Source organism: uncultured Roseibium sp., assembly GCF_947499295.1.
GTDB lineage: Bacteria > Pseudomonadota > Alphaproteobacteria > Rhizobiales > Stappiaceae > Roseibium.
Genome location: NZ_CANMNP010000021.1, coordinates 1 through 15178, shown reverse-complemented (window position 1 = coordinate 15178; position 15178 = coordinate 1). Strand labels below are relative to the sequence as shown.

General features: G+C 56.2%; 15 protein-coding genes. 9 read left to right on the top strand and 6 right to left on the bottom strand.

The genetic code is table 11. The features are described 5' to 3' along the window. Positions 1-6: 6 nt before the first annotated feature. The 5 genes from Q0835_RS25510 to Q0835_RS25490 form a co-directional block, all read right to left on the bottom strand. The gene (locus Q0835_RS25510) at positions 7-1527 is read right to left on the bottom strand and encodes an aldehyde dehydrogenase family protein (protein WP_298965565.1); all 1521 of its coding nucleotides are present in this window, start codon (positions 1525-1527) and stop codon (positions 7-9) included. After that, positions 1524-2297 (bottom strand): enoyl-CoA hydratase/isomerase family protein, encoded by a 774-nt coding sequence (locus tag Q0835_RS25505; RefSeq protein ID WP_298965564.1) that lies wholly within the window; start codon positions 2295-2297, stop codon positions 1524-1526. The genes Q0835_RS25510 and Q0835_RS25505 overlap by 4 nt, the downstream gene beginning before the upstream one ends. After that, positions 2294-3868 (bottom strand): CoA-transferase, encoded by a 1575-nt coding sequence (locus Q0835_RS25500; RefSeq protein WP_298965561.1) that lies wholly within the window; start codon positions 3866-3868, stop codon positions 2294-2296. The genes Q0835_RS25505 and Q0835_RS25500 overlap by 4 nt, the downstream gene beginning before the upstream one ends. 4 nt (positions 3869-3872) lie before the next feature. Further along, positions 3873-4874, bottom strand: coding sequence for a Gfo/Idh/MocA family oxidoreductase (locus Q0835_RS25495; RefSeq protein WP_298965558.1), 1002 nt, complete (start codon positions 4872-4874; stop codon positions 3873-3875). 184 nt (positions 4875-5058) lie between these two features. Continuing rightward, positions 5059-5583, bottom strand: coding sequence for a winged helix-turn-helix transcriptional regulator (locus Q0835_RS25490; protein ID WP_298965555.1), 525 nt, complete (start codon positions 5581-5583; stop codon positions 5059-5061). A 52-nt stretch (positions 5584-5635) separates the two neighbouring features. Between Q0835_RS25490 and Q0835_RS25485 the strand changes: the two genes are divergently transcribed. After that, entirely contained in the window at positions 5636-6007 is a 372-nt protein-coding gene (locus Q0835_RS25485) for a VOC family protein (protein ID WP_298965552.1), read from the top strand. Between the two features lie 54 nt (positions 6008-6061). Here the strand turns inward: Q0835_RS25485 and Q0835_RS25480 are convergent, their stop codons facing one another. Beyond that, positions 6062-6715 (bottom strand): GntR family transcriptional regulator, encoded by a 654-nt coding sequence (locus Q0835_RS25480; protein WP_298965549.1) that lies wholly within the window; start codon positions 6713-6715, stop codon positions 6062-6064. Positions 6716-7126: 411 nt separating this feature from the next. Between Q0835_RS25480 and Q0835_RS25475 the strand changes: the two genes are divergently transcribed. The 8 genes from Q0835_RS25475 to Q0835_RS25440 all read left to right on the top strand — a co-directional run bounded on the left by Q0835_RS25475 (position 7127) and on the right by Q0835_RS25440 (position 14836). Continuing rightward, complete coding sequence (locus tag Q0835_RS25475; protein ID WP_298965546.1) at positions 7127-8086, top strand: dihydrodipicolinate synthase family protein; 960 nt, start codon at positions 7127-7129, stop codon at positions 8084-8086. Next, complete coding sequence (locus Q0835_RS25470; protein WP_298965544.1) at positions 8077-9009, top strand: proline racemase family protein; 933 nt, start codon at positions 8077-8079, stop codon at positions 9007-9009. The genes Q0835_RS25475 and Q0835_RS25470 overlap by 10 nt, the downstream gene beginning before the upstream one ends. A 53-nt stretch (positions 9010-9062) precedes the next feature. Next, positions 9063-10313: an FAD-binding oxidoreductase gene (locus Q0835_RS25465; protein ID WP_298965540.1), complete on the top strand. Its 1251-nt coding sequence runs from the start codon at positions 9063-9065 to the stop codon at positions 10311-10313. 18 nt (positions 10314-10331) lie between these two features. Then, the gene (locus Q0835_RS25460; protein ID WP_298965538.1) at positions 10332-11435 is read left to right on the top strand and encodes a cis-3-hydroxy-L-proline dehydratase; all 1104 of its coding nucleotides are present in this window, start codon (positions 10332-10334) and stop codon (positions 11433-11435) included. 9 nt (positions 11436-11444) lie between these two features. Next, on the top strand, positions 11445-12470 hold the full coding sequence (locus Q0835_RS25455; RefSeq protein ID WP_298965535.1) for a proline racemase family protein: 1026 nt from the start codon (positions 11445-11447) through the stop codon (positions 12468-12470). 208 nt (positions 12471-12678) lie between these two features. After that, on the top strand, positions 12679-13092 hold the full coding sequence (locus Q0835_RS25450) for a dihydroneopterin aldolase (RefSeq protein ID WP_298822436.1): 414 nt from the start codon (positions 12679-12681) through the stop codon (positions 13090-13092). A gap of 81 nt (positions 13093-13173) precedes the next feature. After that, the gene (locus Q0835_RS25445; RefSeq protein WP_298822438.1) at positions 13174-14058 is read left to right on the top strand and encodes a dihydropteroate synthase; all 885 of its coding nucleotides are present in this window, start codon (positions 13174-13176) and stop codon (positions 14056-14058) included. Positions 14059-14080: 22 nt separating this feature from the next. Then, the gene (locus tag Q0835_RS25440) at positions 14081-14836 is read left to right on the top strand and encodes an SDR family oxidoreductase (RefSeq protein ID WP_298965533.1); all 756 of its coding nucleotides are present in this window, start codon (positions 14081-14083) and stop codon (positions 14834-14836) included. The last annotated feature ends 342 nt before the right edge of the window (positions 14837-15178 follow it).

Here is a 15178-nt window from a genome sequence, read left to right as displayed (position 1 = left end):
GTCTCATCAGGAGACCCAGGGCGCGCGTGAGCGGCCGATCCGCATGGTCACGGTTTTGGCTTCAAGAAATTCCTCAAGGCCGTGTTTGCCAAGCTCCCGTCCCTGACCGCTCTCCTTGACACCGCCGAAGGGAAGTTCGGAAAATCCATCCATCCAGGTGTTGGTCCAGACAGTTCCAGCCTGAGCACGGCGTGCGAATTCAAGGCAGGTGTGAACGTTGTCACTCCAAACGCCGGCCGAAAGTCCATAGTCGGCGTCGTTGACCAGCTCAATGGCTTCATCAAGCGTCTTGAAAGTCAGAACGGACAACACGGGCCCAAAGACTTCCTCGCGCGCAATCGGCATGTTGCTCCTCACATTGGAGACCACCGTTGGCTGATAGAACTGACCCTTCAGGCCGGGAACGGCCAAAGCCTCCCCACCAAGTTCAACTGTAGCTCCCGATCGGGCGGCTTCCCGAACATATCTGTCGATCTTGTTTTGATGCTCGGGTGTGATGATCGCGCCGACTTTGGTCGATGGGTCCAATGGGTCGCCGAAGGGCACTTGCCGCGACAGCGCGACCGTTCGCTTCGTAAAATCCTCGGCAATATCCTCGTGCACGATGATCCGGGATCCGGAGTTGCAGCATTCGCCGGCATTGAAGTAAACGCCGAACACGACGGCATCGACTGCGCTTTCGAGGTCCGCGTCCGGAAAAATGACTTGCGGGTTCTTGCCGCCAAGTTCCAGCGAAACCTTTTTCAAGGTGCCTGAAGCAGCGCTTACGATGGATTTTCCGACAGCTGTCGAACCGGTGAAGGTCACCATATCGACCCGCTTGTCTGCGGTCATTGCAGCGCCAACAGGATCGCCGTAACCAAGGATGATGTTAACAACACCGGCAGGCAATCCCGCTTCATGGAGAAGCTCGCCCAGGATCACGGTTGTCGCAGGGGTCATTTCGGAAGGCTTGATGACCGCCGTACAACCTGCTGCGAGCGCAAATGGCAGTTTTTGCGTGACAATAAGGAACGGGAAATTCCAGGGTGTGATAATTGAAACGACACCAATCGGTTCCTTCAGAACGAGACCAAGAAAGTCGTTTCCAAGCGAATTGTAACTCTCGCCGTGGAGCGTACGTGCGAGCGAGGCTGCATACCGCCAGATATCTGCGGCACCTTCTATCTCGGCTTTTGCCTGGCTGATTGGCTTGCCGGACTCGAGAGTTTCCATGAGGGCAATCCGATCGCGCTCCCGGTCGATCAGGTCAGCCACCTTGAGCAATAGCGTTGCTCGCTCCTTGCCGGATGTTCGCGGCCAGCGGCCTTTGTCGAACGCGAGGCGGGCCGCGGAAATTGCGGCATCCACATCCCGGGCGCTGCCCTTGCTGGCCAGGGTGACCACGCAGCCATGTGACGGCGAAGTTCTTTCAAAGGTCGCGCCGTCAGTGCTGGCTTGCCAGGATCCGTCGATCAGGTGACGGGCGACAAAAGTTTCGCTTGGGATTTGTGCTTCACTAATGGAGACAACGTTCAATTCGCTCATGACTGGTTTCCGGAAAAGTTCGGTTTACGCTTTTCACGAAAGGCTGCGACGCCTTCGTTGCGGTCGTCGGTCGGGCTGATCATGCCGGCCCCGAGGGTCTCGATCATGGCACCGCGATCTTCGCCAACGGCCGCGTGGATCATGTATTTCGCCACTTCGGATGCATGTTGGGACCTGGCCGAAAGTTTCTGAGCACACTCGAAGGCAAAAGAGCGCGGATCTTCGGCAATATCTGCTGCAAACCCAATCGAATGGGCACGCGCTGCCGAGATGCGGCGGCCGAAGAGGGCCATCTCCTTGACCAGCGGCTCGCCGAGCAAGCGGATCAGCCGCTGTGTTCCCGACCAGCCCGGGACAATCCCGACCGAAGCCTCGGGAAGGGCGAGTGTTGCGCCTGGGGCCATGATGCGAATGTCTGCGGTTGCAGCAAATTCAAGTCCACCGCCAAATGCATGTGCGCCGACAGCAGCAATTGTGGGTTTCGACAATCGCGCCAGCCGATCGAATACTCGGTGACCTTCACGCACCCAGTGCCGTGCAAACTCGTAGGGAGAAAGCTCAGACCATTCCAGTATGTCGGCACCGGCGCAGAAGGCTTTGCTGTCTGCTGCAGTGATGATAACAGCAAGGATGCCCGGGTCGCGCTCCAGGTCGTCGCAGATCGGTTCAACCGCGCGCAACATCTCCAGCGTGAACGCGTTGAGCTTTCCCGGATTGTCCAGTTTCAGCTCGGCAACCGGGCTGTGGCGTATGAGATGCAGTGCGCTCAAAGGCTCAGCTCCATCGCTTCGCTCCGCAAGAGGGCCTTCGGCATTTCCTTCAGGCTGTTGGCAAGACGAACGCGGCCCTTCGAAGCATCGACAATGTCGCGTTCTGGATTGATGCCCGGCATGATTTCCGTTGCCATCAGACCGTTATTCTTCAATTCGATGACGCAGCGTTCCGTGACATAGAGAACTTCCTGCCCCAGTTCGCGCGCTCTGCGGCCTGAGAAAGTGATGTGTTCGACCTCATCAACCATCTTGGTGAATTTGCCGGGGGATTTGACCGTTAGTGCATCATTGCTCAGGTCAAGGTCTGCGCCTGCCTCAAAGAGGCCGGAAAACACTATCTTTCGGGCATGCGCGGTGATGTCGACAAAGCCGCCGCAACCGGCCGTCAGGTAGGGTTTCTTTCCGAGCTTGGAAACATTCACGTTGCCTTCCAGATCGATCTCCAGAAACGACAGGAAGGAGACGTCGAACCCACCACCCTGAAAGTAAGTGAATTGCTGAGGCGAGGGCATGTAGGCATCAGCATTGGATGCGCAACCAAAGGCGAAACCAGTCAGTGGCATACCGCCGGTCGCGCCTTGCTCGATGGCCCAGGTGACTGCCTGTTCCTGACCTGCTTCCAGCAAGACGCGCGGGACCATGGCGGAGATGCCGAAACCGAGATTCGCCGTCTGGCCTGAGCTCAGCTCCATGGCTGCCCGGCGCGCAACAATCTTTTCAACGCCATGTTCTGCGAGCGAGAAACTGGACCAAGGGCGCATGATTTCGCCGGAAATCGCCGGGTCATATTCAGTTTCAGTTGTCTGACGCTGGTCCGGGTCGACGACGATCAAGTCCACCAGATGACCCGGAACCCTGACATCATGCGGGCGCAAGGACCCGGCGGCCGTAATCCGCTTGACCTGTGCAATAACCAGGCCGCCATGGTTGCGCACGGCAATCGCCTGTTCAAGACCGCCAAGATATGCCCCTTCGTGTTCATAGGTCAGATTGCCGCGCTCATCTGCGGTGGTGGCGCGAATGATTGCGACATCGGGAACAATGTTAGGAAAATGAAGCCAGGTTTCGCCGCCAAGTTCCACGCGCGAGACGATTGGCTTTTTGCTTGCCGCATCGTTCATGGCGCAGCCCTGGCGTCGGGGGTCGACAAACGTGTCCAGCCCGATTTTCGTAAACACGCCGGGGCGGCGGGCAGCTACGTCACGGTGCATGTCAAACAGGATGCCGGAGGGAACATTGTAAGCCGCGACCCGGTCTTCAACCAGCATTTGCCAGATCTGCGGCATTGGCAAAGAAGACGGTCCTGAGGGATAGGAACCGGCAATGATGGCGGAAAGCAAGCCATCTTTGGCAATGTGGTCGATGCCCTTGATGCCATACATGTCACCGGCGGCAATCGGGTGCAGCGTCGTGAGGTTCCTCGGGTGTCCTTCCTGATCAAACCGGTCACCAATTGCTTCCAGTATCTTGTCGGGACACCCGAGGCCGGAGGAGGAGGAAATGGTCACGACGGCGTCATCGGAGATCCGGGCGGCGGCATCTTCCATGGAAACGACTTTCGAGGACATGGTCTCATAACCCTCCATAGTCGACACGAGTGGCATTGCCGGATTTGGCTGCTTCACGCACTGCAAGTGCGACGGCCAGGGACTTGACGCCATCCACACCGTTGGCTGACGGCCGGCCACGGCCCGCGACGGCTTGAACAAACAAGCCGAGCGCGCGGTGATAGAGATTGTGCTTTTCGTAGGAAATTGCCGCTTCACCCTGCGCGTCGACCAGGCGGATTTCGCCGACAGGTTCCTGTGTCATGACGTTGCGGGCGAAGATGGAGCCCTTTGTGCCGTGAAACTCGATGCCGGTCCCGGCATATCCATGTGTGAAGCTCTCATGGGTCTGGACCATCGCACCCGACGGCATGCTCCAGACCGACATGACGCTGTCCTCGACGCCTTCGCCAAGGCCGGAAGAGCCAGACTTGGCAACCACATCAACAGGGTCTTCAGAGAGATGAAAGCGGATGGTGTCGGCATCATGAACGGTGATGTCCGGAATGACACCGCCGCCTGCTGCAGCGTCATTGATGCGCCAACCGCGGAGGTGCTCCGGCAGATTGACCGCGTGAAAGACGCGTGCGCTGAGCACTTTGCCAATGCGGCCGTTCGCGATCAGATCTTGAATGGCAAGATGCGATCCTGCGTTGCGCAGATGATGATTGGTCGCAAAGACGACACCCTTTTCTTCAGCGCTGCGTACCATTTCGTTGGCCTCGGCGAGCGTCATTGCAAGCGGTTTTTCACACAAAACATGTTTGCCGGCCGCAATGGCTGCCATGGCTTGTGCGTGGTGCTTATCGTTTGTGGTCGAGATGTAAACGGCGTCGACTGACGGGTCGGTTAGAAGCGCGTCAAGATCCGTGTAGCTGTCCACGATGCCGTGGTCTGCGGCGAAAGATGCGCCGCGAGATGCATTGGAGCTCAAGACAGACAGGATATCGCAGTCTGCCTGTGCCCGGATGGCATCAATGACGTAACTCGACGCAATTCGGCTTGCACCAATAAGACCCCAGCGCATCTTGTCTCCCTAAGTTTTTTGGAACGTTCCAATTGACTTTTATAAAAACTGGAACGTTCCAATTTGTCAAGGTACTTTTCCCGAAAAGGACAGATGTTGACAGTCGAGGACGGTCGTTGTGCTGATACTGTTGGGCGCCAGGTCAGCAATTTGCTCAAGTTTGAACGTTCCCAAAGTGCGGGCATTAGGGGCTCAAACTAATGGCCTTGTTAATCTGCAAGCCTGCATTCACCGCAAGATACGTCGGGAAAGGAGCGCGCTGGGATACGTCAATCTCGCGTTTGAGCCATTGCTGGTCTTCCAAGGTGCACAATGACTTGGACAGGGCACGGTCTGTGATTGAGCCCAGTTCGGATTTGATGATTGAAAATCGGGTCGGTTTCGCCGTGATGGCCAAAATAGGCACGGCCCAGTTTCGGCGAATTATGGCCAATGCAGTTTCGTCAGGCACCGTGCCGATGATCTTGCTTGCAACGGCAGCCACAGGAACGCCAAGTGCAGTCAGCCGGAATTCCGGTCGCAAAGGATGGCCGTGCCCCGGATTTTTCTCAAGCAGGCCAAGTTGCACCAGATGATCAAGGCTCGATGCAAAAGCCGAGCGGCTTGCACTTGTCGCAGCAATGAGCGGGGCTTGCCGCCCGGGAGTGCCGGCATGCATGAGAGCGAGGATTTTCAAGGACCACGCTTTGGATGTGAGCTTGACAAGCAAGGTGATATCCATGAAATATAGTTACTATATTTTTGCTACATAGGAAAGCGTCATGTCGGTAGTTTCTTTGGACAATACAATCACTTTGGCACTTTCTGTGCGCGACAGGCATATCAGTGCTGCCTGGTATGTGGAGAAACTCGGCTTCGAGCTGCTTTATCATTTTGACGAGGCCGGTTGGAGCGAGATGCAAACCAAGACTGAAGGGGTCACTCTGGGATTGGGTGAGCAGGCGGAGCCTTCACCCGGGAACACTGTTCCCGTTTTCGGCGTCGCCGATATTGAGGCGGCACGGACGGCGTTGGAGGGGGTTGACGTCAAATTTGACGGACCGACTGAGACGGTCGAGGGAATGGTCAGCACAGCGACATTTTATGATCCGGACGGCAACGCGCTTATGCTTGCCCAAGACCTCTCAAAATGAAAACTGCTTGCAGGGCGTTTCGGCGTCCTGCCCAACTTGAGCGACGGGGCAGGTTCAGGCCAGATGTTGCAGCAATGACTTCTTTGCGCCCCGAATGTGATCCCGTGTCAGTTTCGCAGCAAGTTCGGCATTGCCGGATTCGCAGGCGTTCAGGATGGACGCATGCTCGGTGCTTGCCCGTTCCATGCCATCGGACATTACCAGCTGGGCGCGAATTTGCCGTTCGACCCGGTCGATTGCGTTGTCGGCAATCTCCAGAAAGAACTTCAGTTCACTGACGCTATAAAGCGTCTCGTGAAAATCCCGATTGAGATCGCCGTAGTGCATCGGATCTTTGGCCGATGAGAATGCTGCGCATTTCTTTCGTGCAGTCCTCAGGAGTTCAGGTGTCATGCGCGGCACGGCATCCCGGATAATTTCGGGCTCGACCAGAGCGCGCAGGTCGAAAATTTCGGCTGTTTCCTTTGGAGACAAGCCAGCGACAACCGCTCCTTTGTACCGCTGTGTTCTAACCAGTCCTTGTTCTTCAAGCCTGGATATTGCTTCGCGAACCGGGATCCGGCTGGTGTTGAAAAGCCTGGCAATTTCGTCTTGCCGAAGAGGTTCGCCCTCCTCGAGCTGGCCTTCGATAATGGCCTTCCTGAGCGCACTGAACACAATCGAGGACGCCGATGCAGTCGCCGAAATGTCCATCGATTCCAGTTTCATGTGCCCGTTCTCCTTGACTTCAGACTTGTACGGGATCGGCCCGTTTGCGTGAAGAGGGAATGCTTTTGAATATTTTATATTGAATATTGGATCCAATTTAGATTATCAATCCCGTTGAGAGGGAATTGTAGGACTGCGAGGGTTGAGTATTCGCCGCGAAGCGGTGCCTCGCTAGAATGGGATACGACTGTTTCGATGCGAATGCTCATCATTGACGTAACCATGGTCTGGCCTTTGCCGGGTGGGCAATGGTTTCAGGCCACACGGCCACGGGCTCTACCGATGGATTCAGGAACCTGAGTTTAAGGGAAGACGCGCAGTTTTCTTGCCAATGTGCGCTCGCCAGCGCAATCATCGTGACGTCAGGCGTCTCGATTTTCTTGTACTGTCTGACCCTGTAAGGAGTTGATAATGTCGTCGAATGTTTTTTCCGGATGCATGCCGGCACTTATGACGCCGTGCAAAGCCGACCGCTCGCCCGATTATGATGCTCTGGTGAAAAAGGGTCAGGAGCTGATGGAGGTCGGCATGTCGGCTGTCGTCTATTGCGGTTCCATGGGAGATTGGCCGCTATTGACCGACGAAGCCCGCATGGAGGGCGTGGAGCGTCTGGTCAAAGCAGGCGTTCCCGTGGTCGTGGGCACTGGCGCAATCAATTCCGCGTCGGCGGTCTCCCATGCGAGGCATGCCGCAAAAGTTGGTGCGCATGGCCTCATGGTCATTCCGAGAGTTCTCTCACGCGGAGTATCAGCGTCCGCGCAGCGCCAGCACTTCAGCGCGATCCTGGCTGCAGCACCAAATCTTCCGGCAGTCATCTACAACAGCCCGTATTATGGATTTGCGACGAGAGCAGACCTCTTTTTCGACTTGAGAAAGGATCATCCAAATCTCGTCGGCTTCAAGGAGTTCGGTGGCCCGGACGATCTGCGATATGCGGCAGAAAACATCACATCGCAGGACGACGAGGTCACGCTGATGGTTGGTGTTGATACCGCGGTCTATCATGGCTTTGTCAACTGCGGTGCGACTGGGGCGATTACCGGTATCGGAAACGCGCTGCCGCGTGAGGTGCTGCTTCTTGTTTCTCTCTGCAAAAGAGCTGCGGCAGGGAATGCGGAGGCGCGTTTAAGGGCAAAAGAGCTGGAAGAGGCGCTGGCGGTTCTGTCCAGTTTCGACGAAGGCCCAGACCTTGTTCTCTATTACAAACATCTGATGGTCATGAACGGTGAGGACGCCTATCGACTGCATTTCAATGAAACCGATGCGTTGACCGACGCGCAGCGCAACTACGTTGAAGCGCAATATGAGCTGTTCAAAACCTGGTATGCCGATTGGTCGAAACAGGGAGGCGTGATTGCCGAATGCGCGTAGTCGACAGTCATACGGCGGGTGAGCCAACACGTGTTGTGATCGAGGGCGGTCCGGATTTGGGGTCCGGGCCACTTCCAGAACGCGCGGCACGGCTGGAAGCTGAATATATGGATTTCTGCGCGTCTGTTGTTCTGGAACCCAGAGGGCATGATGCGATCATAGGTGCACTCCTGGTGCCGCCGACCCGAGAAGATTGCGCCACTGGTGTCATCTATTTCAACAATCTTCAGAACCTTGGGATGTGCGGCCACGCGACAATCGGGCTTGCGGTCACGCTTGCGCATTTGAACCGCATTGGCATCGGTGCGCACAAGTTTGAAACACCTGTCGGCGTTGTCGACGTCGATCTTCTGGACCCAAATACGGTTTCCGTGACCAACGTCGAAAGCTACCGATATGCCAAGGGCGTCACGATTGAGGTCGAAGGCATCGGTCCGGTAACCGGCGATGTTGCCTGGGGCGGCAACTGGTTTTTTCTTGTCAAAGAAAGCCCGCTGGCACTTGCCGGTTCGAACATCCGTGCCCTTACAGACCTGACACTTAAGATCAGAAGTGGACTTGAAAGCGCCGGTGTCACCGGCGCTGACGGCGCCTGGATCGATCATGTCGAACTGTTCGGCTCACCGGTCGAGCCAACCGCCAACAGCCGGAACTTCGTGCTTTGTCCCGGAGGAGCCTATGACCGTTCACCGTGCGGCACAGGCTGTTCGGCCAAACTCGCTTGTTTGGCTGAGGACGGTCTGCTTGCCCCAGGTGAGCCCTGGAGGCAGGAGAGCATTGTTGGAAGCACCTACGATATGAGCTACCAGCCCGGGCAGAATGGCGGCGTTGTTCCTCAGGTCAGGGGACAGGCTTTCGTGACCTCTGAAGCCCATCTCATCTTTGAACCTGGCGATCCTTATAGATCTGGCATTCGCCTTTAGAGAGAATTGCTTGCGGAGGTTGTAACCCGCAGGCCTTAAGCAGGGGTTCGGCCATGGCTGGCAGTCAGGTGCAGGATGTCATTGTAATAGGTGCCGGGGTCGTGGGCATCTGCAGCGCTCTGGCCTTGCAATCCAGAGGTCGGTCCGTTCTGATCGTTGACAGGCAGAAAACGTCTCAAAGGGCATCGGAAATGAACGCCGGTGCCTTTGCCTTTTCCGACATCGAGCCACTCGCAACGCCGGGCATTATGCGAAAAGCGCCAAAGTGGCTTCTGGATCCGCTCGGCCCACTCTCCATCCCGCCATCTTATGCGTTCAAGATTGCGCCCTGGATGTTGCGCTTCTGGCGCGCAAGCTGGCCGGATAGACACCAACTTGCCCTGAGAGCGCAGGCCAGCCTGATGCAAGTGTCGCAGTCGGCTCTTTACGCCCTTGTCGCAGATGTTGATGGTGAGGAGCTTCTTCAACGTGAGGGTCAGCTGCAGTTGTTCGAGGGTGCAAAGGAATTCGCGGCAAGCTTACCCGTCTGGCAAAGGCGCGGTGAACATGGGGTCCGGTTTGAACTGCTTGAAACGCCGGACGCAATTGCCGCTTATCAACCAGGTCTCGATCGACGATTTACACATGCCGGATTTACACCGGACTGGATCAACACCTGTGATCCGGCTCGTTGGCTAGATCGCCTGCGGGCAAGGTTTCTGGAGCGCGGTGGAGAGATCGGTGCGGGTGACGTCAAAACGCTCAAATCTGAAAGCACATGCGTTAGCGTCCAGCTCGAAGGAAAGTGTCTTGGGGCAAAACAGGTGGTCGTTTGTGCCGGTGCCTGGTCACATCATATCGCCCGATCAATCGGTGACAGGATCCCGCTTGAAACCGAGCGCGGGTACAACACCACCCTGCCTCAGGGTGCATTTGATCTGAAAACCCATTTGAGTTTTTCCGGGCACGGATTTGTGGTGACCAGGATCAATGGTGGTGTTCGTGTTGGTGGGGCTGTTGAGCTGGGTGGGCTCAACCTTGAGCCCAACTACAAGCGATCTGAGATTTTGTTGAAGAAGGCGCAGAGCTTTTTGCCCGGTCTTAAAACCGAGGGGGGGCGCCAATGGATGGGCTTCCGGCCGTCGCTGCCCGACAGTTTGCCGGTTATTGACCGGTCTCCGAACGACCGCCGGGTCCTTTATGCTTTCGGTCATGGTCATCTGGGGTTGACCCAATCAGCCGGAACGGCCGAACTGGTGGCGGCATTGGCGTCGGATGCCTCACTGCCAATCGACATGAGCGCTTTTTCCGCACGCCGCTTCTAGATCCGCAAGGAGAGCTATATGAAAATTTCGGCCATCAACGTCTATCAGGTCGACCTTCCCTTGAAAGAAGGACGGTACAGCTGGTCGAATGGAAACTTTGTCGAGGTTTTCGACAGCACGGTCGTTGAAGTCGAAACCGATGAAGGCTTGAAGGGATATGCTGAATGCTGTCCGCTCGGATCTGCCTATCTGCCGAGTTTTGCCCGCGGTGTGAGGGCGGGACTTGAGGAGCTTTCCCCTCAGCTGATCGGCCGGAACCCACTCAATATCGGAGACATCAATCGGGTCATGGATGCCGCGCTGCGTGGACATCCTTATGCAAAAGCGCCGATCGATATCGCTTGCTGGGATCTTTTGGGCAAGGCTACAGGGCAGCCGCTTTTTACCCTGCTTGGCGGAGCTGCGCAGGATGATGTTGTTCTTTACCGGGCGATCAGTCAGGAAGCGCCGGAGGTCATGGCCGGCAAGATAGAGGGTTATGCGGCGGAGGGTTACACCAAGTTCCAACTCAAGGTGGGTGGGAATGCGAATGACGATATCGAGCGCATTCGCGCCACACGGGCCGTTCTAAAGTCAACTGATCTGTTGGTTGCCGATGCAAATACCGGTTGGAACCGCCATGAGGCCGCACGTGTTGTTGGTGCGGTTGCTGATCTTGACGTTTATATCGAACAGCCCTGTCTGACCTACGAGGAATGCCTCTCTATCCGGCGTCGCACCACATTGCCCTTTGTGCTGGATGAGGTCATCGATGGACCTAATATGCTGGTCAGGGGTATTGCCGAAGATGCCATGGATTGCATCAACCTGAAGATCTCAAAAGTTGGTGGGCTTACCAGGGCCAAGTTGATGCGGGACCTTTGCGTGGCACATGGGATCCCGATGACAATCGAAGACACATGGGGCGGTGACATTACGACAGCGGCCATCGCGCATCTTGCACGTTCAACACCTGCCGAATTCACGTTTTCGGCGACGGATTTCAACAGTTATGGCACGGTAGATATTGCAGACGGTGCGCCAAAGCGGGTGAATGGCCGCATGACCGCCACTGATCGTCCGGGGCTGGGAATTGAGCCGATTTTTGACGCGTTGGGCGCTCCTGTTGCCAGATACACTTGAGGCAGATTCATGCGCAGCGCCAAAACCATCCATGTGATTTCCTGCCATGCGGAAGGTGAGGTTGGCGATGTGATTGTCGGGGGTGTCGCTCCTCCTCCGGGCGAAACGCTCTGGGAGCAACGCAGCCATATTGCCAATGACCAAACCCTGCGAAACTTCGTCTTGAACGAGCCACGCGGCGGTGTCTTTCGGCATGTCAATCTTCTCGTGCCGCCCAAACATCCAAAGGCCGATGCGGCGTTCATCATCATGGAACCCGAAGACACGCCACCAATGTCGGGCTCGAATTCTATTTGTGTGTCCACGGTGCTGCTTGATGCCGGCATTATTCCGATGCAAGAGCCTTTCACGGACATGACACTGGAAGCGCCGGGCGGGCTGGTGCAGGTGAAGGCCGAATGCCGTGAGGGTAAGGCCGTTCGGATTATGGTCCAGAATCTGACCAGTTTCGCAGACAAGATTTCGGTCCCTCTGGAAGTCGAAGGCATAGGCACTTTAACGGTCGATACGGCTTATGGCGGCGACAGCTTCGTTGTGGTCGACGCCGGTGAACTCGGATTTGCCATCGAAGAAGATGGAGCCAAGGATCTTGCCAGCCTTGGTGTACGGATCACCAATGCAGCCAATGAACAGCTTGGATTTCATCATCCCGAGGTTCCTGACTGGAACCATATTTCATTTTGCGCTTATTGCGGGCCGCTGACCCCGATGACGAACGGGCTCACAGGGAAATCTGCGGTCGCCATTCAGCCTGGTAAGATCGACCGGTCACCAACCGGAACGGCAGTGTCGGCACGCATGGCGCTCTTGGCCGCAAAGGGGGAAATGAGTGTCGGCCAGGAATTCAAGGCTGTCTCAATCATCGGATCGACGTTTCTCGGCCGGATCGTCAAAGAGCAGAGGATCGGTGATCGCGCCGGAATTGTCCCGGAAATCTCAGGAAGAGGGTGGATTACCGGAATTCACCAGCACATGCTGGATCCCGACGATCCCTGGCCGAGCGGGTACCGGTTGAGCGACACTTGGGGTGCTTGACAGAGCCAGATTGCGACGACAAGCAGGCCGCGGTTGCCGCAAGTTTGCTGCGGTCAAGTGCCTTGGCTTTGAGCCGTGTCTCACAGGCTCAGCTGATTTGTGCGCGCAGCATCACAAAGCAAGACTTGAGACCTGAGCAACTTGACCCCGTGCGGGATGTGGTTACATCCATGACCACACGTTTACCGCCCGGGACACAGGAGTTTCAATGTCCGTCCATTCTGACCTGCCGCTGAAACACGAACTGATCGAGGAGGCTCAGGACACCATCCTGATCGACGGATTGTTGCTGCCAACCGAGATCGGCATTCTGGAAAGCGAGAAAGGGCGGCGTCAAACCGTTCGGTTCGACGTCGAAATCGTTACCATTCCCGGCTACCGGAAAATCGTGCGCGAAAAGGGAACGTTTGTTTCCTACGCCGACACGGTCACTTTTATCCAGGAAAAAGCGGCTTCAGGCGGGCATATCGATCTGGTTGAAGATTGGGCCGAAGCGGTCGCAGAGTTTGTGCTCGCCAATCCCTTGGCAGAGCGGGTTACGGTCAAGGTAACCAAGCCGGAGATCTTCGACGAAGCTCAAGGTGTCGGCATTCGTATCTCACGTCGCCGTGCTGAAGCATGACGGTCTTGCCGCCAGTGTGACCTTTTCTATTTGCCCGAAAGCTGATTGATTTGAGCCTGTTGTTCATAGAGCCTTCAATTTATGATTTCCGCTGACCGTCTTCTCCCCCTCTGGCTCAAATATCGTGACGCGCTCGAAACGCCCGTTCGCACATTCGAGTTTGAAAAGTTTGGCCGACGTTTTGAGGATCGGACTTATCAGATGGGGGTGCTTAATCTATCGCCTGACAGCACCTACCGGGAAACCGTCTGCCACACGTTTGAAGCCGCTCTTTATCGCGGCAAGCGCATGACACTGGAAGGTGCTGCGATGGTGGATATCGGGGCCGAGTCAACGGGCGATACAGCAGATATCGTCGCAGCGGAGCGCCAGATCGACAAGATGCGGCCGGTGGTGCGGGCACTGGCGAATGAAAATATTCTGGTGTCGGTGGAAACTTATCATCCAGAAGTGGGTATTGCCCTGCTGGAAGCAGGCGCCGGCGTCATCAACCTGACCGGCCGCGTCGACGATCCTTCCTTCTATGAGGCAATTGCCTTTCACCAGGCTGGGATTGTGCTTTGTTACACGCCTGGAGAGAACGCACGTTCACAGGACTATCTGCCACCGGCGGATGAGATTTTCGATCACCAGCTGACTTTCTTCAAAGAGCGCATCAAACTCGCAACGGATGCCGGCATCGAACGTTTGTGGGTGGATCCCGGTTTCGGTTTTGCTCTTCATTTGCCTGATGGTCCGGATCGCATTCGCTATCAGACAGACAGCATTCTGCAGTCTTTCCGCTTAAGAGAACTCGGGTGGCCCGTGACCGTTCAGCTGACGGGTGCTGTCTACCTGTTTCGCGACGAGGTTCGCGTTGCGCAGACAAGCGCTGCGACGCTGGCCGTCATGTCGAGGGCAAACCTGGTGCGCAGCCACGAGGTTCCGCGTGTTCAACCGGTGCTGAATCTGCAGGACTTTGCGTGAGATACTTGTCGGGGAGAAGTCTATGACGGCCAAAAAGATCGCGCTTGTTACCGGGGCAGGCAAACGGCTTGGCAAAGCTATTGCCCAAGGTTTGGCGAACAAGGGTTACGCGCTTGCGCTTCACTATAATTCGTCAGCCGGTGGCGCGCAGGATCTTTACGAAGACATTCGTTCGCGTGGCGGGGAAGCGGTCCTTCTGCAAAAGGACCTCAGAGTCCCGGAGATTGCGGGCGAACTGATTGTAGAGGCAGCCGGTGTTTTGGGCGGACCGGTCAACTTACTGGTGAATTCGGCTTCCGCCTTCAACACCGACAGTCTTTCGAATTTGACGATGGACAGCTGGCAGTTCCTCATGAACGTCAATGCGGCAGCGCCGGTTTTTCTGATGCAGGCCTTCGCCAATCAGGATCCGGCCCCGGAAGCCGGGCTGATCATCAACATGCTCGACACCCAGATGCTGTCTGCGTCGCCTGAAAGGTTCAGCTATTTTTGCGGCAAGTTTGCGCTGGAGGGTGCGACCCGGCTGGCTGCTTTCGAACTCGGACCCAAAAGGATCCGGGTCAACGCCATTGCGCCTGGCTTGATCCTTCCCTCTGACCAGACCCAGGAAAACTTCGACAGTCGTCAGAACTTGACGCCGCTCGGTCCCGGGCTTGGGCCAAAGGACATCGTTGCGGCCGTGCATTACCTGGTCGAGGCTGAACAGGTGACCGGCCATACCGTTGTTGTAGATGCGGGTCAAAGGCTGATGGGTTTCGGTAATTCACCCATCGGATGACCGGGTTCTGCGGTGGCGCCAACATGGTGAAAAGAAGGTTAATATCCACTGCTTCAGAGCGTGAAGAAATTTTCATGAAAAAAACGACGAAGGGCTGTTGACGGTTTAGATTGGTGTGCGTATAACCGCGCTCATCGACGGCGGTGCTGCCGCTGGCGACAGGGTTTTGCGACCTTAATTCCTGACAATTGTGTTGATTGTGCTGGATCGATTGGTTCGGTTTTGGGTTTGGTTTTGCGTTATCTGGTGGGGATTTTTCCTCATTGTTCTTTGACAATTTGGATATGAAGGAAGGGAAGCGTAGGCGGCGTTGGCCTTGCGATCCTCGGCGTGAGTTGAGGG